This is a genomic window from Geodermatophilus sp. SYSU D01045, assembly GCF_054050295.1.
Map to the genome: position 1 here is coordinate 296,639 of NZ_JBJGZB010000001.1, position 20,160 is coordinate 316,798.

The following is a 20,160-nucleotide window of genomic DNA, read 5'->3' on the forward strand; positions in this document are numbered from 1 at the left end:
CCGTCGCCCCTCTGTGGCTGCGGTGTGGCTGTGTCTCGGTGCAGTGAGCTCCGCTACCCATGATCCCGTATGACCGCCGCGGAACCAACCGCAGCCCCCTCCCGGGTGGCGCGGAAGCACGTCGCGACGTGGTCGTCGACCATGCCGGTGGCCTGCATGAGCGCGTAGGCGGTGGTCGGTCCGACGAAGACGAACCCCCGTCGCTTGAGCTCCTTCGCCATCGCGGTGGACTCCGGACTGGTGGCCGGGACGTCGGCGAGGGTGGCCGGCCGCGGGCGCTCCCCCGTCGGCGCGAACGACCACAGCAGCGCCGACAGACCCTCGGGGACCTCCTGCGCCGCGCGGGCGTTGCGGATCGCCGCGGTGATCTTGGCGCGGTTGCGGACGATGCCGGCGTCGGCCATCAGGCGCGCCTCGTCGTCGGCGGTGAAGGCGGCGACGGTGTCGATGGAGAAGCCGGCGAAGGCGGCCCGGAAGGCGGGGCGCTTGCGCAGGATGGTGATCCAGGACAGGCCGGACTGGAACGCCTCGAGGCAGAGCCGCTCGAACAGCGCGTCGTCGCCGTGCAGCGGGGTGCCCCACTCCTCGTCGTGGTACGCGACGTACTCGGGAGCGCTGTCGCCCCAGGCGCAGCGCACGCGGTCGGTGGTCGGCACGGGCTCCACGACGGCGACGCTAGTGCCGCCGTCCGACAGGTCGGTCGTCATGGACACGTCCTACCGCCGTCCGGACGGGCCGCACGACGGCGAGCGGTGACCTGTGGACGGGTCGCTGACCTGGGGATTTGCGCTGCAGGAGGCCACCGGATCGGCTAGACTTCGATCATGTGTTCGGGTGACCTGGAGAGCGGGGACGTCCTCGACGACGTCGCCGCGACGGTCGCCCGGCGCAATCGCGAGGACGCCCGTCTGACCCGCCTGGTTCGCGAGGCGGAGAACCAGCAGGCGCCGGAGCGGGACGGGCTGAGGTCGATGGCCTCGTGGCTGCGCGGGCACTGCCGGCTGTCGACGGTGGAGGCCTCCCGGCTGGTGCGCAACGGCCGCGCCCTGGAGCACCTGCCGGCGCTCGCCGAGGCACACGAGGCGGGTCTGGTGTCCGCCGAGCAGGTCGCCGTGGCCGCGAAGGCGGTGACCCCCGAGCGGCTTTCCGCCGCTGCGGCCGCCGGGGTGGACCTGGCGGTCATCGCCGCGGTGCTCACCGGGGTCGCCGTCGAGCGGCAGCACTCCGACCTGGTGCAGGTGGTGCAGCACTACTGCAACGACCTCGATCCCGACGGGCCCGAGCCCGATCCGACCGAGGGCCGGTCGCTGACGCTGGCCAAGCACGCCGACGGATCGGTGTCGGGCCGGTTCCACCTCGACGCCGTGGGCGGGGAGAAGCTGCAGGGCGCCCTCGAAGCCCACGTGCAGGCCGACCGGCCGGCCGGGGACGACCGCACCCGCGCCCAGCGGCTCGGCGATGCGCTGGTGCAGGTCGTCGACAACGTGCTGGCGGCCGGGAGCCTGCCGCTGCTGCGCGGGCACAAGCCGCACGTGGTGGCGCGGATCGACCTCGCTGACCTGGCCGCTCCGGGCACCGGTCGGAACGCCGCCACGCTGGGCTCGGGAGTGACCATCTCCGCCGCGCGGGCCCGGTGGCTGGCCTGCGACGGCGCCGTCTCCCGGGTCGTGTTCGGCCCCGACGGGGTACCGCTGGACCTGGGCCGGGAACAGCGACTCATGAGCCGCCACATCCGGAAGGCGGCGGAGCTCCGCGACGGCGGCTGCGTGTTCGCCGGCTGCGGGGCGCCGACGTGGTGGTGCGACGTCCACCACCTGGTGCACTGGATCGACGGCGGCGAGACCAGCCTCGACAACTCAGCGCTGCTGTGCGAACGCCACCACACGAAGGTCCACCACGGCTTCCGGGTCGAACGACAACCGACCGGCACCTGGCGCACCTACCGACCCGACGGCACCGAGATCACCACCCCGGCGCCGCTGCTCGTCCCTGCCGCCTGAGCGCAACTCCAGCCCACAGGTGGGATGAGCGTGGGCGGCACGGGAGCACGGGTCGTCCGCCTGGGCCACCGGAGCAGTCAGCGGAGCCGAGGCCGGGCCGGTTCGTTCGCGCCCCCGGGGAAACGGTCCTGCAATCGGGCTGCGTCCACTTCCGCGTCGCGGAGTTCGCCGACCTGACCGACGGGCGCCGTGTGGTGCGGCACGCCGACCGGGGGTCCAGCCTCGGCGCCGGTGCCGATCCGTGGCTGTTCGTGACGCCGGAGAGCCCGGCGGCCGACGTCCGCACGACCGTCCTCCCCGACGACCCCGAGGAGACCGGCGAAGACCACCCCTGGGGATGGCTGTCGGCCCTGCTACGGCAACGAGGCGGCGACGCGTCACCAGCGGAGCTCCGGCACCTTCCCCACGACGTCGAGTTCAGTGACCGTCTCGACGAGCGGCTGCCCGCTCGGGCGTGACCTGCGGGCCTCAGGGGACCGCGGCGTCCACCGCGGCGGGGGCCGGCGCGGGGGCGTTGCGCCGGGTGGCGAGCACGCAGCCGACGAGCACCAGCGGCAGCCCGACGGCGAGGCCGAGGGTGAACGGCTCCCCGAGCAGCAGGACGCCGGCGACCACGGCGACCGCCGGGTTCACGAACGTGATCACCAGCGCCCGCTGCGGCCCGACCTCCCGGATGAGCGCGAAGAACAGCACCAGCGCCACCGCCGTGCACACCACCCCGAGGGCGACCAGCGACGCCAGCGCGGACACCGGAGCGTCGGCCACCTCACCGATCCGCGGCAGCGCGAACGGCGCGTACACGAGCGCGGTGACCGTCAACGCGATCGCGCTGACCGCCACACCGGGGACCTCGGCCAGCGACCGGCTCGCCACCAGGGGTGCGGTGCCGTAGCCGATCACCACCAGCACGACGGCGAGCACCGGCAGCAGCGCGATGCCCTCCACGTCGAGACCGAGCAGCGCGGCGATGCCGACGACACCCAGCCCCATCCCCGCGAGACGCACCGGCGTCAGCCGCTCCTCGCCGCCCACCAGCCGCGCGGCCAGCGCGGCGACGAACGGCACCGAGGCCACCAGCAGCCCGGTCAGCGAGCTCGACAGCGACACCTCGGCGTAGGACAGCAGCAGCCACGGCCCGGTCATCTCCAGGACCGTGAACACCAGCAGCGCCCGCCAGTGCCGCAGCGCCGGGCGCACCTGCCCGCGGGCGAGCGTCCACGGCAGCAGCAGCGCCGCCCCGATCACGCACCGGGTGAAGACGACCACCACCGGCGAGGTCTCCCCGACCGCCACCTTGATCAGCAGGTAGGGCACGCCCCAGATGACCGACATGGCCAGGAACAGGGCCCATCCGCGACGACTCACCGCGACATCCTCACCGATCCGGTGCCCGTTCCCGTTGCGCGTCCCCGGCGACCGGCGCTGGACTGCCTGTCGTGGACCCCGGCCGGCGCTTCGACCTCCTGGTGGAGGCCCTCGCCACCCGGCCCGGCGTCGGCCCGCCGGGCGCGGGCGGGGGCCGGGGCTTCGGCTCGGCCGCGCTCACCGTCGACGGGTCGATCTTCGCGATGGTCGTCGGCGGCGCCCTGGTGCTGAAGCTGCCGCGTCACCGGGTGGAGGGCCTGGTCACCGCCGGCACCGGGGTGCCCTTCGCCGCGGCCAACGGCACCCCGATGCGCGAGTGGGTCGCGCTGGACCACGGCACGCCCGAGTCCGACCTCGCCCTCGCGGAGGAGGCCATGGCGTTCGTGGCCGCGCGCCGGCGCAGCTGACGACCGCTACTCGGGGCGGCTGAACAGCCAGGCGGCGACGCCGAGCAGCGCCGCGCCCACCCCGCCCACGATGACGACGTCGAGCCAGACCGGCACCGTCCAGTCCCCCCAGTGCAGCGCGACGGCGTCGGCGCCGGCCGGGTCGACGTAGTGGAGGACCAGCCGCCGCACCGCGTCGACGCCGTAGGTGATCGGGTTGGCCAGCGCGAGCGCGTGCAGCCATCCCGGCAGCGCGGCGCTGACCGGGAAGAACGCACCCGACAGGAACATCAGCGGCGCGAGCAGGAGCTGCACCCGCGGCATGACGGTCTGGATCTGGTCCACGCGGACGGCGATGACCAGGCCCAGCGCGGTGATCGAGAACGCGACGAGGAACAGCAGCGCGATCGTGCCGACGATCATCAGCGGCGCGTAGGGGACGCCGACCAGCCCGGCGAGGGCGAGCAGCACGACCGACTGCAGCGTCGCCACCGTCGCCCCGCCGAGCGCCTTGCCCAGCACGATGCTGGTCCGGCTGACCGGCGCGACGAGCATCTCCCGCAGGAAGCCGAGCTCGCGGTCCCAGACGATCGAGATGGCCGAGAAGACGGCGGTGAACATGACCGAGGTGGCCAGCACGCCAGGGAACAGGAACGTCGAGTAGTCGGCGTCGCCGAAGGTGTCGACCGGGATCGTGGCGCCCAGGCCCTCACCCAGTACGAACAGGAACAGCAGCGGCTGGGCGAACGACGACAGGATCCGGCCGCGGTCGGTGCGGAACCGCAGGATGTCGCGGTGCCACACCACCTTCACCGCGCGCAGCTCGTGCCGCAGGCCGCGGCCCGCGAGGCGGACGGGAGCGGTGGTCATCGTCATCGCCGGCCTCCCCGGAACATCGCCGCCACCATCGGGCTGCGGCCGGCCGCCGCCTGGCGGTCGGCCATCCGCGCGCCGGTGTAGGTCAGGAACACGTCGTCGAGCGTCGGCCGGGACACGCTCACCGAGCGGACCGTGAGGCCGAGCTCGAACAGCCGCGGCACGAACTGCTCGCCGTCGGGGGTGAGGACGACGAGCGCGCCGGCCTCCCGCACCGTCTCCACGCCCAGCCGCTCGCGCACGAGCGCCTCGGCGGCGTCGTCGTCGGTGGTGACCACCCGCACCCGGTCGTGCCCGACGCTGGCCTTGAGCGCCGAGGGGGTGTCCAGCGCGCCGATCCGGCCGGCGTCGACGATCGCGATGCGGTCGCAGCGCTCGGCCTCGTCCATGTAGTGCGTGGTCAGGAAGACGGTGATGTCCTCCTCGGCGCGCAGCCGGTCGACGTAGCGCCACAGCGACGCCCGCGACTCCGGGTCCAGCCCGATGGTCGGCTCGTCGAGGAACAGCACGCGCGGGGAGTGCAGCAGCCCGCGGGCGATCTCCAGCCGGCGCTTCATGCCGCCGGAGAAGGTGCGCACGAGCGAGCCGCGGCGGTCGGTCAGGCCCACCATCTCGAGGACGGCGTCGATCCGCGGCCCGACCTCGGCCCTCGGCATCCCGTAGATGTCGGCGTGGAAGCGGAGGTTCTGCTCGGCGGTGAGGTGGTCGTCGAGGGTCGTCTCCTGGAACACCAGGCCGATGTGCCGGCGTACCTCGGTGCGGTCGCGGACGACGTCGAAGCCCGCCACGCGCGCGGTGCCGGCGGTGGGGCGCAGCAGCGTGCACAGGATCTTGATGGTCGTGGACTTGCCCGCACCGTTCGGGCCGAGGAAGCCGAACAGCTCGCCCCCGCGCACCGAGAGGTCGATGCCGCGGACGGCCTCGACCTCGTCGAACGTCTTCACCAGGCCGGAGACCTCGACCGCGGGCGGGCGGTCGGCAGCGGCCTCCCCCGACGGGGTCCCTAACGCCGTTAGAGTCACACCGCCAGCGTCCTCGAACACCGTTAGAGTGTCAAGGTGCCGATCTCGAGGGACGACGTCGTCCGCGCCGCCATCGCGGTGCTCGACGACGAGGGGCTGGCGGGGCTGACCCTCCGCGGGGTCGCCGCGCGGCTGGGTGTGAGCGCGCCGACGCTCTACTGGCACGTCCGCGACAAGCGGCACCTGCTGGACCTGGTGGCCGACCGGGTCCTGGCCGAGGTGCCGGAGAGCACCCGCGCCCCGCACCCCGGCGAGCCGGTGTGGGAGTGGCTGGCCGAGGCGAGCCGGGTGCGGCGGGCGCTGCTGCTCGCCCACCGCGACAGCGTCCAGGTGGTGGCCGGCAACCGGCCGACCGAGGAGGCGCTGCCCGGCATCGAGCGCACGCTGCGCGTCCTGGTGGAGGCGGGGCTGGAGCCGGGCGAGGCGGTGCGCGTGGTGACCGCGCTGGGGTCGTTCGTCCTCGGGGACGCGCTGGAGACGCAGACGGCGCTCGACCGGCCGGCCGGCGAGCCGGGAGGCGGGCCGCCCGGCGACCCGGACGTCTTCCCCACCCTCGCGGCCGCGGTGCCCGCGGCCGGCGGCGACGAGGAGCGGTTCGAGGAGGGGCTGGCGCTGTTCCTCGACGGGCTGCGCGTTCGCCTGGAGCGCCGCGAGCGCGCCCGGCGCGCGGCGGCGCCGGCGCCCGGGGCCGGGCGCCGGGGTCCGGGGGCGCCGGTCCCGGCCCGGGACTGATCCCGGCCACCGACGACGTGGTCGGCGCCGTGCGCCGGCTGCACGAGGCGGCCGCCGGGACCGACGGGCTCGAGGAGAGCGGCGCCTTCCTCGACCGGGAGACCACCCGCGTCGTCGCCGTCTCCGTCCGGTCCTCGCCGGAGGCACTGCAGGCCGGCGGCGCCGCCCTGTTCGCCGGCCGGGGCGAGGTCCCCTTCGACGAGTGGGAGCGGCGGCCCCGCGAGCTGCTGCCCCTGCCCGAGGTCGCCCGGTGGGTACCGTCGGCGGCGTGGAGGGGTCCGGCTACGGCACCTTCGTCGTCCTCGCCGTCGTGCTGGTCCTCGTGCCGGGGCCGGACGTCGCCGTCGTCCTGCGCAACACCCTCGGCGGCGGCCGGGTGCGCGGTTCGTGGAGCGCGGTCGGCATCACCCTCTCCAACGTCCTGCAGGGCGCGGCGGCCGCGACCGGCCTGGCCGCGCTGGTCGTGCGCGTGGAGCCGCTGTTCCAGGCGATCCGCTGGGCGGGGGTCGCCTACCTCGTGTTCCTCGCCGTCCAGGCGTTCCGCTCGGCGGTGCGCGGCCGCTACCCCGACCTGGGCGACGGCGGGCCCGACACCGGGCGGGCCGCGCTCACCGGCCTGCGCCAGGGCTTCCTCAGCAACGTGACCAACCCGAAGGTGCTCGCCTTCTACCTCGCCGTCCTGCCGCAGTTCCTCGCGCCGGGCACCGCCGTGCCGGTGCTGCTGGCCTACGCGCTCACCCACGCGGTGGTCGGGCTGGTGTGGCTGCTCCTGCTGGTGGCCGGGCTGTCCCGGGCGCGGCGGGTGCTGGGGCGGCGCCGGGTCCGCCGGGCCCTCGACGCGTTCACCGGCTGCGCGCTGCTGGCCTTCGGCGCGCGGCTGGCCGTCTCGCGCGGCTGACTCAGGCCACCGGCCAGGCCACCTCGACGTGCGGGGCGTCCGGGTCGGCGTCGCGCCCGTTCAGGTAGACCTCCGCCGGGCTGCCCGCTCGCTCGAGCCCGCGGGCGTCCACCCAGGCGCCGACCGCGTCGTAGGCGCGCAGGATCCCGGGGAACTCCGCCTGCCGCCGGGACAGGCAGGTGACCGCCTCGCGCCCGGCCTGCTGCAGCCGGATCCGCAGTTCCCCCGCCGGCTCCACCCGGCCGGTGAACGGCTGCACCACCTCGACCGGTCCGTCGCCGTCCTCGGTGACCATGCCGTGGTAGACGACCCGCAGCGGGCCGGCCGGCGCCGCGCCGGAGCGCTCCAGGTGGGCGGCGATCTCGCCGGACACAGGAGTGACGAACCCGTCCAGCTCGTCCACGGTCAGCCGCCGCTCGGCGGTCAGCACGGTCCGCTCGGGCACCGCGCGCAGGGACACCTCGTACACGTCGTCCTCCTCGGCCGGTTCCGCGGTCAGCGCGTCGACCAGTGCGCGGCGGCGCCGGACGTCGTCCTCGACGCCGGCCCACCAGCGGGCGACGGCGGCGCGCCGCTGGGGCGGGTCGAGGTCGACGACGTCGCGCAGCCGGGCCAGCGGCATGCCCGCGCGGCGCAGCGCGGCGATGAGCCGGGCCCGCTCGACCTGACCGGCCGCGTAGCCGCGGTAGCCGCTCCACGGGTCCACCGCGTCGGGCACGAGCAGCCCCTGCTCGGCGTAGAGCCGCAGGGCCTTCGCCGACAGCCGGGTGCGCCGCAGGAACTCGCCGGCCCGCAGCAGGTCTCCGCTCACGCCGACGAGCGTGCGGCACGCCCCAGGGGCACGGTCCAGCCGGGGCCCGTTTCCCGCCCGCGCTCGCCGGGCAGCGCCCGGGGACCCCCGACGACGGGAGGGCCCGTGCCCGACGCACTCCCCCGGCCCGCGCCCCGGCGCCGGCTGCTGGTCTCCGGCCTGCTGCTCGGCGCCGGCACCGCGGGCGCGGTGGACGAGATCGTCTTCCACCAGCTGCTGCACTGGCACCACTTCTACGACCGGGCGAGCGGCGCGGCCGGCCTGGTCTCCGACGGGCTGCTGCACGCCGGCACGTTCTCCGCCGCGGTCGCGGGGCTGGCGCTGCTGGCCGACGCCCGCCGCCGCGGCCCGTTCGCCGCCCTCCTGTGGTGGGGCGCGGTGCTCACCGGCGCCGGCGCCTTCCAGGTGTGGGACGGCCTGGTGCACCACAAGCTGCTGCGGCTGCACCAGGTGCGCTACGGCGTCGACCTCACCGGCTACGACGTCGCGTGGGTGCTGCCCGGCGTGGCGCTGCTGGGCGCCGGGATCCTGCTGCTCCTGCGCTCGCGGGGGCGCCCGGTCTCGCGCCGGTGACCGCCGTCCTCGCGCTGCTGCTCGCCGCGGCCGCCGGCTACGTCGCCGCGACCTGGCGATGCCGCCGTCCGTGGCCGCTGGCCCGCACCGGCGCGTGGCTCGCCGGGCTGGCCGCCGCGGCGGTGGCGGTCACGGGACCGGGGACCGGTCACGCCGACCTGCACGCCCACATGGCCGCGCACCTGCTTGTGGGCATGGTCGCCCCGCTGCTGCTCGTGCTCGGCGCCCCGGTCACCCTCGCGCTGCGCGCCCTACCGCCGCCGGCCGCGCGCCGGCTGTCCCGGCTGCTGCGCACCGCGCCCGCCCGGTGGCCGGCCGACCCGCTGGTCGCCGTCCCGCTCAACGCCGCCGGGCTGTGGGCGCTCTACGGCACCGGGCTGCACACCGCCGTCGCGCACCGGCCGGTCCTGGCCGCGCTCGTCTGGCTGCACGTGCTGGTCACCGGTTACCTGGCCACCGCGGCGGTGCTCGCCGTCGACCCGGCGCCGCACCGCCGGCCGGTGGCCGTGCGCGCGCTGGCGCTGGCCGGCGGGGCGGCCGCGCACGACGTCCTGGCCAAGGTCCTCTACGCCGCCCCGCCCGCGGGGACCGTCGGCGCCGAGGAGGGCGCGCGGCTGATGTACGACGGCGGCACGGTGGTCACCGTGTTGACTGCGGCGCTGCTGTGGCGGCGCTGGTACGTCAGCCGCGACGCCGTCCGGGCGGCCGCTCAGCCCGGGTAGGAGCGGGCGAAGCGGGCGAACCGGCGCAGCGCGATCCGGAAGCCCACGACGACAGCCGGGCGCGCCAGCGGCCAGCCGAGCCGGCCGAGCAGACCGAAGGGCGGATACCACCGTTCGGTCAGGACCAGGTCGGTGCCGCCCTCGGCCGGCGTGAGCTCGAAGATGCCCGGTCCCCGCACGATCCGGCCGGTGTGCTGCACGACCACGCGCCGCGGCGGGTCCCACTCGGTGACCACCATCGTGTCGAGCACCCCGAGGTGCCGGCCGCGCCGCCACGGCAGCGGGACGCCGGTGCGCGCGGCCAGCCGCACGCCGACGCCCTCCTCCGCGGCGGTGACCACCTCGACGTCGGTGGCCGGCATCCACCGGCCCTGACCGCGCCAGTCGGTGAGCGCCGCCCACACCCGCTCCACCGGCGCCTCCACGTGGACCGGCAGGACCAGCTCAGGCATCGCGGCGCACCGGGTCCCCGGCCGGTGCCCCGCCCGGCCCGTCGCCGTCCGGCACGGGCAGGTCGGGGTCGGTGTCGGCGTCCGCGGCCCGCGGCGGCGGGACCGCCCGCAGCGCCGCGATCGCCTCGTCGCGCTCGTCCAGCGCCAGGGCCAGCTGCTCGAGCAGCCAGTCGACCTCGCTCATCCGGTAGCCGCGCACGGCCACCGACACCCGCAGTCCCCGCACGTCCTCGCCGGTCACCGGCCGGTCGTCGGGCAGCTCGACCGGCGAGCGGTCCAGCTCGGCCGGCGGCTGGGTCTCGCCGCGGCCGAGCAGCAGCGAGCCGCCGAGGAACAGCAGCGCCCCGACGACGGCGACCGCGGCGATCCCGACGAGCAGGGACAGCACGGCGTCCTCAGCCCTCGACCGGCTCGACCGGCGGGGCCAGCGGCGCCCGCATGCCCCCGCCGCCCTCGCCGCCCTCGCGGGCGGTCTCGGCCGCGCGGATGTGGGCGAGCACCTCGTCGACGTCGTCGGTGACGGTGAGCAGGTCCAGGTCGCCGGGGCTGATGGTGCCCGCCTCGAGCAGCGTGCCGCGGATCCAGTCGACCAGGCCCGACCAGTACGTGCTGCCGAACAGCACGACCGGGAAGCGGGTGACCTTGCGGGTCTGCACCAGCGTCAGCGCCTCGAACAGCTCGTCGAGGGTGCCGAAGCCGCCGGGGAGGATGACGAAGGCCTGCGCGTACTTCACGAACATGGTCTTGCGCACGAAGAAGTAGCGGAAGCTGATGCCGAGGTCGACCCACTCGTTGAGCTCCTGCTCGAACGGCAGCTCGATGCCCAGGCCCACCGACAGCCCGCCGGCCTCCGACGCGCCGCGGTTGGCCGCCTCCATCCCGCCCGGTCCGCCGCCGGTGATGACGGCGTAGCCGGCCTCCGCCAGCGCGGCGCCGATCTCCACCCCCGCCCGGTAGTACGGGTGGTCGGGCTTGGTGCGGGCGCTGCCGAACACGCTGACCGCCCGCGGCAGCTCGGCGAGCAGGCCGAAGCCCTCGACGAACTCGCTCTGGATCCGCAGCACGCGCCACGGGTCCGTGTGCACCCAGTCGGTCGGCCCGCGGCGGTCGAGCAGCCGCTGGTCGGTCGTCGTCCCGACCGTCTGCGGGTCCGGCTCGCCGCCGCGCAGCGTGATCGGACCCCGGTGACGGGTCGGGCGCGGCTTCCGGGCCCCGTTGGGCTGCGGGATGATCGTCATGCGCTGCCTCCGGACAGGTAGGCGGTCAGGGCGTCCTCGGCCGGCCGCAGCCGGTCCACGAGCACGGACTCCTCGCGGGTGTGGGCGAGCTGGGGGTCCCCGGGTCCGTAGTTGACCGCCGGGATGCCGAGGGCGGCGAACCGGGCGACGTCGGTCCAGCCGAGCTTGGCCCGCGCCGGCCGGCCGACGGCGGCGACGAAGGCCGCGGCGGCGGGCTCGGTCAGCCCGGGCAGCGCGCCGCCGGCGTTGTCGACGACGGTCAGCGTGGCGCCGTCGGCCAGCGCGCCGGCGAACACCTCGCGGACGTGCGCCTCCGCGGCGTCCTCGTCCCGGTCCGGGGCGTAGCGGAAGTTGACCGTCACCCGGCACTCGTCCGGGACGACGTTGCCCGCGACCCCGCCCTCGACGCGGACGGCGTTGAGCCCCTCGCGGTAGGTGCAGCCGTCGATCTCGACCTGCCGCGCCTCGTAGGCGGCCAGCGTGCCGAGGATCCCGGCGGCGCCGTGGATGGCGTTCACCCCGAGCCAGCTGCGCGCCGAGTGCGCCCGGCGGCCGGTCACCTCCAGCACCGCCCGCAACGTGCCCTGGCAGCCGGCCTCGACCTCGCCGTCGGTGGGCTCGAGGAGGACGGCGAGGTCGCCGTAGAGCCAGCCGCGCCGCTCGCGGGCCACCCGGCCGAGGCCGCTCTTCGCGGACTCGACCTCCTCGTTGTCGTAGAAGACGAACGTGACGTCGTGCGCGGGCTCCGCACCCGGGACGCCGAAGCGACCGGCCAGCCGCAGCATCACGGCGTCGCCGGACTTCATGTCGCTGGTGCCGCAGCCGTGCAGCCGCCCGTCCTCGACCCGGCTCGGCACGTTGTCCGCGATCGGCACCGTGTCCAGGTGGCCGGCCAGCACGATCCGGGTGTCGCGGCCGAGCGTGGTGCGGGCCAGCACCGTGTCGCCGACCCGCTCGACCTCCAGCCCGCCCAGCGCCCGCAGCGCGGCCTCGACGGCGTCGGCGAGCACCCGCTCGTCGCCGGAGACCGACGGGGTGTCGACCAGCGCCCGGGTGAGGGTGAGGACGTCGGCGGACAGGTCCAGGTCGAGCGCGCCGGTCACGGTGCCCGAGCCTACGGGCGGGCGGTGCGACGTCGCTGGGTAGCGTCGGGACCGTGACCGCTCCACGCTCCGCCGTCGCCGCCGGCCTCGCGACCATCACCGCCTCCGGCACCGTCCTGGACACCTGGTACCCCTCCCCCGCGCTCGGCGGCGGCGACGGGCCGGCCGAAACCCACCAGCTCGGCACCCTGGAGCTCGGGGGCGAGCTCGGGCACGAGTTCTCCGGGCTGGTGCGCACCGACGACGCCCGCGGCGTGGAGGTGGTCGGCGTCCGGACGGTCGTCCCCGACCTCGACGCGCCGCCGGCCGACGCCCACGACGTCTACCTGCGGCTGCACCTGCTCTCGCACCGCCTGGTCCGCCCGCACGGGGTCAACCTGGACGGCGTCTTCGGCCTGCTGGCCAACGTGGCCTGGACCAGCGCCGGCCCGGTGCTGGCCACCGAGCTGACCCCCGCCCGCCGCGCGACCCTGCGCGCGGCGCACGGGCACGTGACCGTGCTGTCGGTGGACAAGTTCCCGCGGATGGTCGACTACGTGCTCCCCGCCGGCGTGCGGGTCGCCGACGCCGACCGGGTGCGGCTGGGCGCGCACCTGGCCGAGGGGACGACGGTGATGCACGAGGGCTTCGTCAACTACAACGCCGGCACGCTCGGCCCGTCGATGGTCGAGGGCCGGATCAGCGCGGGCGTCGTCGTCGGCGCCGACAGCGACATCGGCGGCAGCGCGTCGATCATGGGGACGCTGTCCGGGGGCGGCAAGGAGGTCGTCTCGATCGGCACCGGCTGCCTGCTCGGCGCCAACTCCGGCATCGGCATCTCCCTCGGCGACGACTGCGTCGTCGAGGCCGGCTGCTACGTCACCGCGGGCTCGCGGATCACCCTGCCCGACGGGTCGGTGGTCAAGGGCCGCGAGCTGTCCGGCCGCGACGGGCTGCTGTTCCGCCGCAACAGCGTCTCCGGTGCGCTGGAGGCGCTGCCGCGGTCGGGCCAGTGGGGCGCCCTCAACGCCGCCCTGCACGCCAACGACTGACGCCGGTTCGCCTCAGGTGAGGCCGGCGGGCTGCTCGGCGGGGGCGGCGAGGTGCTCGAGCAGCGCGACGACGAACTCCTGCGGCCGCTCGACGTGCGGCGAGTGCCCGACCCCGGGCAGGACCACCTCGCGGTAGGCGCCGCCGGTCGCGGCGTAGCGGTCGAGCACGGCGCGGGTCTGGGTGACCGTCGGCTGCGGCGGGCAGACCTCCGCGCCCGGCCAGCCCGGCACCGCGCCGAGCTGCCCGAGGTACGCCAGGTCGAACACCGAGGTGTCGGAGACGATCGCGTCGGCGTCGCCGCGGATCCACAGCACCGGGGGCTTGTCGGCCAGCTCGGCGATCCCGGAGACGTCGAACACCGTGGGGGCCATGGTGTTGAGCACCCCGCGCGTCCCCGGCGCGGTCCCCGGCCAGGTGTCGCTCGGCACGGCGTCGCCCGGGTAGTGGTCCTCGCCGGTGCGGGTGGACAGCATCGCGGCGACGAAGACGTCCTCCAGCGCCGGGTCCAGCGGCAGCGAGCCCGGCGCCACGTAGAAGGCGCGCAGCACCGAGCGCGGTGAGGACGGCGTGGCGTCGGAGGTGTCGCCGGCGGCCAGCGCCGCCACGAACTCCGGGTTGGCCAGCCCCCCGCCGGAGCCCGCGCCGTCGTCGGCCACCCGCCGGCCGTCCGGTCCGGCCGTGCCGCCGAAGCCGTAGGGCGACACCGGCGCGACCAGGGTCACCGAGGCGATCCGGCCCGGCGCGTCGAGCAGGTGCTGCAGCACGACGGCTGCGCCCATGCTCCAGCCGACCAGGTGCACCCGGTCCAGGCCGAGGGTGTCCAGCAGCGCGCCGAGGTCGTCGGCCCAGTCGCCGACGCCGCGGCCCGCGTCGACCGGCAGCGGGTCGGTGTCGCCGTACCCCCGCAGGTCGACGGCGAGCACCCGGTGCCGCCCGGTCCCGTGCACGGCCAGCACCGTCTGCTGCCAGAACAGCGCGGAGCTGACGTTGCCGTGCACGAACAGCACCGCCTCGCCGGGGCCGCCCGGGTCGGTGCCGTCGGGGTGCAGCACGTTCTGGGTGAGCCGCGTGGTGGGCACGCGGGTGGCGGAGACGCCGGGCAGCAGGACGTCGGGCATGCGGGCTCCAGGGGGCGCGCGGGGCGGGAGGACGGCGTGAGGCGGCCGTCACCGTAGCGATCACGCCCGTCCCACGACACCCGTCCGCACCGCGACGTCCGGGGTCCTGCCGGGGAGCGCACCTACAGTCGGGGGCGATGACCAGCGCACGGACGGCTCCGCCCCGCCGGCCGGCGACGGCTCCCCGGCGCCCGGCGGCCAAGCGGCCCTCCGGCAGCCGGCCCGCCCCCAAGCGCGCCCCCGCCGGGCGTCAACCGGCCCGGCGTCCCGCCGGCCGCCCCCGCCGCGGCGGCCCGGCCGCCCTGCGCACGTGGTGGCCCGCCTACGTGATCGGGATCGTCGTGGTGTTCGCCCTGGCGTGGAAGGCCGACCGGTCCGAGCTGCCCGCGCCGGCGGCGACCGGGATCTGCACCGTCCCGTCGACGTCGGTGACGCTGTCCGCCGAGCAGTGGACCAACGCCCAGACGATCGCGGCCGTCGCCCGGCAGCGCGGGCTCCCCGAGCGGGCCGTGGTCATCGCGCTGGCCACGGCGATGCAGGAGTCGACGCTGCGCAACCTCGACCACGGCGACCGCGACTCCCTCGGCCTGTTCCAGCAGCGGCCCTCGCAGGGCTGGGGCACGCCGGCGCAGGTGCAGGACCCGGTCTACGCGGCCGGCCAGTTCTACGACCGGCTGGTGCGGGTCCCCGGCTGGGACACGATGCGGCTGACCGACGCCGCACAGCGGGTGCAGCGCTCGGGTTTTCCCGAGGCCTACCAGCGCTGGAGCGACTTCGCGCAGGCGCTGACCACGGCGCTGGGCTCCGACGAGCGCGAGCGCAACTGCGGGTGACTCAGCTCAGCCGGGCGCGGCTCTTGCCGTGGAGCTCGGGCCGGTCGAGGGCCGCGGGCATCCCGGCCGAGCCGGCCAGGCTGCGGTTGCGGTGCAGGTGCGCCTCGAGCGCGACCAACGCGACGAGGGCGACGACGGGGAACAGCAGGAACAGCACGAGGAACACGGCAGGGCCTCCGCGACGGGGCCGGGCGGGCTTGCCCGGCTGACGGGACCACCGTGTCGGTGCGCCCTTGCGGGGCTCTGGCGGAGGACTGACGCCTGCTTGCGGGCGGCTAGTGGCGGCCGGCGCCCTCGGCGGTGAGGCGCGCCACGGCGGCGTCGATGCGCTCGTCGCTGGCGGTCAGCGCCATGCGCACGTGCCGCACGCCGGCCGGGCCGTAGAAGGACCCGGGCGCGGGGACGATCCCGAGTCCCGCCAGCCAGTCGACGGTCGCCCAGCAGTCCTCGTCGCGGGTGATCCAGAGGTACAGGCCCGCCTCGGAGTGGTCGATCCGCGCGCCGGTCGCGCGCACCGCCGCGGCCAGCCGCTCCCGGCGGGCGCGGTAGCGCTCGCGCTGCGCGTCCACGTGCGCGTCGTCGGCCAGCGCCGCGGCCATGGCGGCCTGCACGGGCCCGGGCACCAGCAGCCCGAGGTGGCGGCGCACCTCCCACACCTGCCGGACCAGCGCCGGGTCGCCCGACAGCAGCCCGGCGCGGTAGCCGGCCGCCGTGGACTGCTTGGACAGCGAGTGGACCGCCAGCAGGCCGGTGTGGTCCCCACCGGCGACGGCGGGGTGCAGCAGCGAGCGGGGCTGCACGTCCCAGCCGAGCGTCGCGTAGCACTCGTCGGCGACGACCGGTACGCCGTGCGCCCGGCCCCACGCCACCCAGGCGCGCAACTCGTCGTCGGACAGGACGCGGCCGTGCGGGTTGCCCGGGGAGTTCAGCCACACCAGGACGACGCCTGCGGGGTCGTCGGGCGGGGTGTCGGTGCGGCGCACGGCGAGCCCGGACAGGACCGCGCCCACCTCGTAGGTCGGGTAGGCCACCTCGGGGATGACCACGGTGCCCTCGCGCAGGCCCAGCAGCGTGGGCAGCAGTGCCACGAGCTCCTTGGACCCCACGGTCGGGATCACCGACGGGTCCGCGGCGAACGGGTCGGCCACGGTCACGCCGAGCCGGCGCTGCAGCCAGCCGGCCGCCGCGGCCCGCAGCTCACGGATCCCCAGCGCCGTCGGGTAACCCGGGGAGTTCCCGGCCGCGGCGAGCGCCGTGCGCAGGACCTCGGGGGTCTCGTCGACCGGCGTCCCGATGGAGAGGTCGACGAGGCCGCCCGGGTGCTGCGCGGCGCGCGCCCGGGCGGCCTCGAGGCTGTCCCAGGGGAAGTCGGGCAGCCGCCCGGCCGCCGTCCCCGGGACGGCGGTCGTCAGTGCTCCTCGCCCTGCGGCGGGAGAGCCGCCACCAGCGGGTGGTCCTTGCCGATCTTCCCGGTCTTGGCCGCGCCGCCGGGGCTGCCGAGGTCGGAGAAGAACTCCACGTTGGCGTTGTAGAAGTCCTTCCACCGGTCCGGGACGTCGTCCTCGTAGTAGATGGCCTCGACCGGGCACACCGGCTCGCACGCGCCGCAGTCGACGCACTCGTCGGGGTGGATGTAGAGCATCCGGTCGCCCTCGTAGATGCAGTCCACCGGACACTCGTCGATGCACGCCTTGTCGAGGACGTCGACGCAGGCCTGGGTGATCACGTAGGTCACGGTGGGTCCTCCCTGGGGGACGTGCGGGCAGCGGCCCCGGCTCCCGCCGGGCCCGCGCGTGTCGCCCGTCAGTATGGCCCCGGCTCCGGGGGCCGGGCGCGACGGGTGGACCCACCCGCCCCGGTGGAGGGACGCGGGAGCGCACCCCGCAGGATCGGGCCGTGGGACAGAGCCGCTCGCCGCTGGGCGTGGCCGACCTGGAGCGGGTCGCCGCGCGCGGCTGGCGCGGCACCGAGGAGGAGCCGCTGGGCGACTGGCTGCTGCGCGCCGGGGGCGGGTTCACCGGCCGGGCCAACACCGCGCTGGTCGTCGGCGACCCCGGCCGGCCGCTGCCGGAGGCGGTCGGCGCGGTGACCGCGTGGTACCGCGGGCGCGGGCTGCGGCCGGGCGCGGCGCTGCCCGGCGTGCAGGCCCGCCCCGCCGACGCCGCGTTCGCCGCCGCCGGGTGGGAGCGCGGCGAGGACGTCCTGGTGCTCACCGCGCCGCTGGTCCCCGGCCCGGAGGACGGCGTGCCGGTCGAGCTCTCCCCCACCCCCGACGACGGCTGGCTGGGCGCTTACCGGCACCTCGGGAACGCGCTGCCGCCCACCGCGCCCGCCGTGCTGACCAGCGCCCCCGTCGTCGTCTTCGCGGCCGTGCGGCCGGACCCGGGCGCGGCGCCGGCCGCGGTGGCCCGCGGCGTGGTCACCGGCGACTGGCTGGGCGTCAGCGCGGTCACCGTCGCCGAGGACGCCCGCCGCGCGGGCCTCGCGACGGCGGTGATGGCGGCGGTGACCCGGTGGGGCGCCGACCACGGCGCGCGCTGGGTCTACCTGCAGGTGACCGCCTCCAACGCGCCGGCCCGGGCGCTGTACCGCCGGGCCGGCTACGTCGAGCACCACCGCTACCACTACCGGTGGGCGCCGGACTGACGCCCGGGTTCAGCCGGGCACCCGGCGCGCCGCGCGGCCCCCGGCAGCGGGCGGCGCGCCGATCCTCAGGCCGGCGGGCCGGCCGGACGGTGCGGCCTCGCCAGGACCCGGCCCACGGCGACGGCCGCGGCGGTCACCCCGAGGCCCAGGAAGGCGAGGGTGACCGCGCCGAGCCCGCCGGTGCCGACGGCGACCAGGTCACCCTCGGGCCGGGGCATCGTCGCGCCGACCGCGACCACCAGCCAGGTGACCGCCGGGAGCAGCGCGACCACGCGCGAGCCGGTGAGCAGGTGCGCGCCAGTGACCAGCAGGTAGTTGCCCGCGACGGCGGCCAGGACCGACAGCGGCAGCAGGACGCCGGCCACCCGCAGCGGCAGCCAGAACACCTCGACCAGCGCCAGCCACCCGGCGACCAGCACCGCCGCGAGCCCGGCGAGGACCAGCCCGGGGAGCCGGCTCACGCGTCCAGGCCGGCGAACAGGTCGTCCTCCCAGCCGTGCGGCCCGTCCCCCGCGGGGCCGCGCTCGCCGCGCACCAGCCGGTAGTGCTCGATGCCGAGCACCTCCTGGCCGTAGTTGTTGGACAGCGCGAAGAACGGCCCGTCGACGGTGATCTGGGTGGCGTGGGCGCGCATGGCGGCGTCCTTGCGGCCGGCGTGGGCGCGGCCGTCGACGGCGGCGGTCACCAGCTCGTCGGGGACGGCGAAGGGGATGTCGTCGATCTCGCCGAGCTGCTCGAACGGCGAGGCCTCCCCCAGCGCGGCCATGGCCTCGGCGCCCTCGCGCAGCACCGACCGCGGCACGCAGGCCCAGTAGACCTTCGCGACGTCCCACGCCGCGCCCAGCTCCGGGCGCCAGGCGGGGTCGGCGGCGCGCTCGACGGCGGCCATCGCGACGCGGTGGGCCTGGATGTGGTCGGGGTGGCCGTAGCCGCCGTTCTCGTCGTAGGTGACCACGACCTGCGGCCGCACCTCCCGCACGACGGCGACCGCGTGGCCCACCGCCTCGTCGAGGGCGGCGTTCCAGAAGGCGCGCGGGTGGTCGTTGGCCGGCGTCCCCATCATCCCGGAGTCCCGGTAGCGGCCGGGGCCGCCGAGGAAGCGGCTGTCGGTGACGCCGAGGGCGGCCATCGCGGCGGCCAGCTCGCCGATCCGGTAGCCGCCGAGCTGGTCGGCCTGGTCGGGGGCCAGCTGAGCCAGCTCCGGGACGAGGACCTCGCCCTCCTCCCCCAGCGTGCAGGTGAGCAGCGTGACCTGCGCCCCCTCGGCGACGTAGCGGGCCATCGTGGCGCCGTTGTTGATCGTCTCGTCGTCGGGGTGGGCGTGGACCAGGAGGATGCGGCGGTCTGCGGTCACGGGCGCACAGTCTCCCACCGGGCTCGCCCGCGCACGGACCTGCGCCCCTGGTGCGGCCCGGCGCCGGGGGCGGACGGTGCCGACGTGGAGTACGGCGCCCACCTCCCCCTCGCCGACCTCGGCGGCGGGTTCTCCCTCCCCGCGCTGCGGGACCACGCCCGGGCGGCGGTGGACCTGGGGTACACGTGGCTGTGCGCCAACGACCACCTCGTCTTCGCCCGGCCCTGGCTGGACGGCCCGACCGCCCTGGCCGCGGTGGCCGACTGCTCCGGGGACGCGACCCTGGCGACCACGGTGGCCCTCCCCGTCGTCCGCGGCGCCGCCGCGACGGCCAAGACGCTGACGGCGATCGACGTCCTGTCCGGCGGGCGCCTGGTGGCCGGCGTGGGCCCCGGGTCGTCCCCGGCGGACCACGCGCTGGCGGGCCTCCTGTTCGAGGAGCGGTGGCGCCGCTTCGACGAGGGCCTGCGCACCCTCCGCGCCCTGCTGCGCGGCGATGCCGCCGGCGACGGCGGGGCGCGGCTGGAGCCGTCCTCCCCGCGGCTGCCCGTGTGGGTGGCCGCCTGGGGCAGTGCCGCCGGGCTGCGGCGCGTCGCCCGCCTGGGGGACGGTTGGGTCGCCTCGGCCTACAACACCTCCCCCGACCGGTTCCGCGAGGCCCTCGGCACCCTCGGGGAGCTCACGGCCGGCCGGCGGACGCCGCTGCCGAACGCACTCGCGACCACGTGGGTCCACGTCACCGAGGACGCCGGCGCGGGCGAGCGGGTGCTCACCGACGTCCTGGCCCCGCTGGTCGGGCGGTCCCCCGAGGCGCTGCGGCAGCTGCCGATCGGGCCGGCGGAGGTGTGCGCCCGGCGGCTGGCCGCGTTCGCCGCGGCGGGGGTGCAGCGGGTGCTGTTCTGGCCGCTGACCGACCCGGTGCACCAGCTCGGGCTGCTCCGGGAGCGGGTGCTGCCGCAGGTCGGCACCCCCTGACGACGACGGCGCGGTGGCCACCCC

26 protein-coding genes are annotated in these 20,160 nt (G+C 76.4%); 11 read left to right on the forward strand and 15 right to left on the reverse strand.

Going from position 1 to position 20,160, the window contains the following annotated elements; translation table 11 throughout:
- Positions 1-53 precede the first annotated feature (53 nt).
- On the reverse strand, positions 54-707 hold the full coding sequence (locus ACI798_RS01660) for a DNA-3-methyladenine glycosylase I (protein WP_457047016.1): 654 nt from the start codon (positions 705-707) through the stop codon (positions 54-56).
- A gap of 117 nt (positions 708-824) precedes the next feature.
- Here ACI798_RS01660 and ACI798_RS01665 point away from each other — a divergent pair, with 117 nt between their 5' ends.
- Both ACI798_RS01665 and ACI798_RS01670 read left to right on the forward strand, forming a co-directional pair.
- The gene (locus ACI798_RS01665; RefSeq protein ID WP_457047017.1) at positions 825-2,000 is read left to right on the forward strand and encodes a DUF222 domain-containing protein; all 1,176 of its coding nucleotides are present in this window, start codon (positions 825-827) and stop codon (positions 1,998-2,000) included.
- A gap of 194 nt (positions 2,001-2,194) precedes the next feature.
- On the forward strand, positions 2,195-2,458 hold the full coding sequence (locus ACI798_RS01670) for a hypothetical protein (protein ID WP_457047018.1): 264 nt from the start codon (positions 2,195-2,197) through the stop codon (positions 2,456-2,458).
- A gap of 10 nt (positions 2,459-2,468) precedes the next feature.
- Here the strand turns inward: ACI798_RS01670 and ACI798_RS01675 are convergent, their stop codons facing one another.
- A complete protein-coding gene (locus ACI798_RS01675) occupies positions 2,469-3,365 on the reverse strand; it encodes a DMT family transporter (protein WP_456941210.1) in 897 nt (298 codons plus the stop codon).
- A 71-nt stretch (positions 3,366-3,436) separates the two neighbouring features.
- On the opposite strand from ACI798_RS01675, the gene ACI798_RS01680 reads away from it, so the two are divergent.
- Positions 3,437-3,772 carry a hypothetical protein gene (locus tag ACI798_RS01680; RefSeq protein WP_457047019.1) on the forward strand — a complete coding sequence of 112 codons (336 nt, stop codon included), beginning with the start codon at positions 3,437-3,439 and terminating at the stop codon, positions 3,770-3,772.
- Positions 3,773-3,778: 6 nt separating this feature from the next.
- Here the strand turns inward: ACI798_RS01680 and ACI798_RS01685 are convergent, their stop codons facing one another.
- Positions 3,779-4,627: an ABC transporter permease gene (locus ACI798_RS01685; protein WP_457047020.1), complete on the reverse strand. Its 849-nt coding sequence runs from the start codon at positions 4,625-4,627 to the stop codon at positions 3,779-3,781.
- Entirely contained in the window at positions 4,624-5,571 is a 948-nt protein-coding gene (locus ACI798_RS01690; protein WP_457047021.1) for an ATP-binding cassette domain-containing protein, read from the reverse strand. Before ACI798_RS01690 ends, ACI798_RS01685 begins: the two co-directional genes overlap by 4 nt.
- Positions 5,572-5,685: 114 nt before the next feature.
- Here ACI798_RS01690 and ACI798_RS01695 point away from each other — a divergent pair, with 114 nt between their 5' ends.
- The gene (locus ACI798_RS01695; RefSeq protein ID WP_456941206.1) at positions 5,686-6,381 is read left to right on the forward strand and encodes a TetR/AcrR family transcriptional regulator C-terminal domain-containing protein; all 696 of its coding nucleotides are present in this window, start codon (positions 5,686-5,688) and stop codon (positions 6,379-6,381) included.
- 268 nt (positions 6,382-6,649) lie between these two features.
- A complete protein-coding gene (locus tag ACI798_RS01700; RefSeq protein WP_456941205.1) occupies positions 6,650-7,279 on the forward strand; it encodes a LysE family translocator in 630 nt (209 codons plus the stop codon).
- 1 nt (position 7,280) lies between these two features.
- Here ACI798_RS01700 and ACI798_RS01705 read toward each other — a convergent pair whose 3' ends face one another.
- Positions 7,281-8,090: a MerR family transcriptional regulator gene (locus ACI798_RS01705; protein WP_457047022.1), complete on the reverse strand. Its 810-nt coding sequence runs from the start codon at positions 8,088-8,090 to the stop codon at positions 7,281-7,283.
- A 105-nt stretch (positions 8,091-8,195) separates the two neighbouring features.
- Here ACI798_RS01705 and ACI798_RS01710 point away from each other — a divergent pair, with 105 nt between their 5' ends.
- Together ACI798_RS01710 and ACI798_RS01715 are read left to right on the forward strand one after the other, a co-directional pair.
- Positions 8,196-8,663: a DUF2243 domain-containing protein gene (locus ACI798_RS01710; protein ID WP_457047023.1), complete on the forward strand. Its 468-nt coding sequence runs from the start codon at positions 8,196-8,198 to the stop codon at positions 8,661-8,663.
- Positions 8,660-9,385, forward strand: a complete 726-nt coding sequence (locus ACI798_RS01715) for a cytochrome c oxidase assembly protein (protein WP_457047024.1) — start codon at positions 8,660-8,662, stop codon at positions 9,383-9,385. Before ACI798_RS01710 ends, ACI798_RS01715 begins: the two co-directional genes overlap by 4 nt.
- On the opposite strand, the gene ACI798_RS01720 is transcribed toward ACI798_RS01715, so the two are convergent.
- The 4 genes from ACI798_RS01720 to dapE are packed head-to-tail and all read right to left on the reverse strand — an operon-like array spanning position 9,373 to position 12,178.
- Positions 9,373-9,837, reverse strand: a complete 465-nt coding sequence (locus ACI798_RS01720; protein ID WP_456941201.1) for an SRPBCC family protein — start codon at positions 9,835-9,837, stop codon at positions 9,373-9,375. The genes ACI798_RS01715 and ACI798_RS01720 overlap by 13 nt on opposite strands.
- A complete protein-coding gene (locus tag ACI798_RS01725; protein WP_457047025.1) occupies positions 9,830-10,225 on the reverse strand; it encodes a DivIVA domain-containing protein in 396 nt (131 codons plus the stop codon). The genes ACI798_RS01720 and ACI798_RS01725 overlap by 8 nt, the downstream gene beginning before the upstream one ends.
- Before the next feature lie 7 nt (positions 10,226-10,232).
- The gene (locus tag ACI798_RS01730; protein ID WP_456941199.1) at positions 10,233-11,075 is read right to left on the reverse strand and encodes an LOG family protein; all 843 of its coding nucleotides are present in this window, start codon (positions 11,073-11,075) and stop codon (positions 10,233-10,235) included.
- Positions 11,072-12,178 carry a succinyl-diaminopimelate desuccinylase gene (dapE, locus tag ACI798_RS01735; RefSeq protein WP_457047026.1) on the reverse strand — a complete coding sequence of 369 codons (1,107 nt, stop codon included), beginning with the start codon at positions 12,176-12,178 and terminating at the stop codon, positions 11,072-11,074. Before dapE ends, ACI798_RS01730 begins: the two co-directional genes overlap by 4 nt.
- Before the next feature lie 53 nt (positions 12,179-12,231).
- On the opposite strand from dapE, the gene dapD reads away from it, so the two are divergent.
- On the forward strand, positions 12,232-13,209 hold the full coding sequence (gene dapD / locus ACI798_RS01740; protein ID WP_457047027.1) for a 2,3,4,5-tetrahydropyridine-2,6-dicarboxylate N-succinyltransferase: 978 nt from the start codon (positions 12,232-12,234) through the stop codon (positions 13,207-13,209).
- A 12-nt stretch (positions 13,210-13,221) separates the two neighbouring features.
- On the opposite strand, the gene ACI798_RS01745 is transcribed toward dapD, so the two are convergent.
- Positions 13,222-14,328 (reverse strand): alpha/beta fold hydrolase, encoded by a 1,107-nt coding sequence (locus ACI798_RS01745; RefSeq protein ID WP_456941196.1) that lies wholly within the window; start codon positions 14,326-14,328, stop codon positions 13,222-13,224.
- 137 nt (positions 14,329-14,465) lie between these two features.
- On the opposite strand from ACI798_RS01745, the gene ACI798_RS01750 reads away from it, so the two are divergent.
- Entirely contained in the window at positions 14,466-15,161 is a 696-nt protein-coding gene (locus ACI798_RS01750; protein WP_457047028.1) for a hypothetical protein, read from the forward strand.
- Between the two features lies 1 nt (position 15,162).
- On the opposite strand, the gene ACI798_RS01755 is transcribed toward ACI798_RS01750, so the two are convergent.
- The 3 genes from ACI798_RS01755 to fdxA all read right to left on the reverse strand — a co-directional run bounded on the left by ACI798_RS01755 (position 15,163) and on the right by fdxA (position 16,896).
- Complete coding sequence (locus tag ACI798_RS01755; protein ID WP_456941194.1) at positions 15,163-15,327, reverse strand: hypothetical protein; 165 nt, start codon at positions 15,325-15,327, stop codon at positions 15,163-15,165.
- 109 nt (positions 15,328-15,436) lie between these two features.
- Entirely contained in the window at positions 15,437-16,573 is a 1,137-nt protein-coding gene (gene dapC, locus ACI798_RS01760; RefSeq protein WP_457047035.1) for a succinyldiaminopimelate transaminase, read from the reverse strand.
- The gene (gene fdxA / locus ACI798_RS01765; RefSeq protein ID WP_456941193.1) at positions 16,570-16,896 is read right to left on the reverse strand and encodes a ferredoxin; all 327 of its coding nucleotides are present in this window, start codon (positions 16,894-16,896) and stop codon (positions 16,570-16,572) included. Before fdxA ends, dapC begins: the two co-directional genes overlap by 4 nt.
- A gap of 161 nt (positions 16,897-17,057) precedes the next feature.
- Here fdxA and ACI798_RS01770 point away from each other — a divergent pair, with 161 nt between their 5' ends.
- Positions 17,058-17,807 (forward strand): GNAT family N-acetyltransferase, encoded by a 750-nt coding sequence (locus tag ACI798_RS01770; protein ID WP_457047029.1) that lies wholly within the window; start codon positions 17,058-17,060, stop codon positions 17,805-17,807.
- A 65-nt stretch (positions 17,808-17,872) separates the two neighbouring features.
- Here the strand turns inward: ACI798_RS01770 and ACI798_RS01775 are convergent, their stop codons facing one another.
- A complete protein-coding gene (locus tag ACI798_RS01775) occupies positions 17,873-18,268 on the reverse strand; it encodes a hypothetical protein (RefSeq protein ID WP_456941191.1) in 396 nt (131 codons plus the stop codon).
- Positions 18,265-19,161, reverse strand: coding sequence for an N-acetyl-1-D-myo-inositol-2-amino-2-deoxy-alpha-D-glucopyranoside deacetylase (gene mshB / locus ACI798_RS01780; RefSeq protein WP_457047030.1), 897 nt, complete (start codon positions 19,159-19,161; stop codon positions 18,265-18,267). Before mshB ends, ACI798_RS01775 begins: the two co-directional genes overlap by 4 nt.
- 84 nt (positions 19,162-19,245) lie before the next feature.
- Between mshB and ACI798_RS01785 the strand changes: the two genes are divergently transcribed.
- Positions 19,246-20,136: an LLM class flavin-dependent oxidoreductase gene (locus tag ACI798_RS01785; protein WP_457047031.1), complete on the forward strand. Its 891-nt coding sequence runs from the start codon at positions 19,246-19,248 to the stop codon at positions 20,134-20,136.
- Positions 20,137-20,160: the final 24 nt, after the last annotated feature.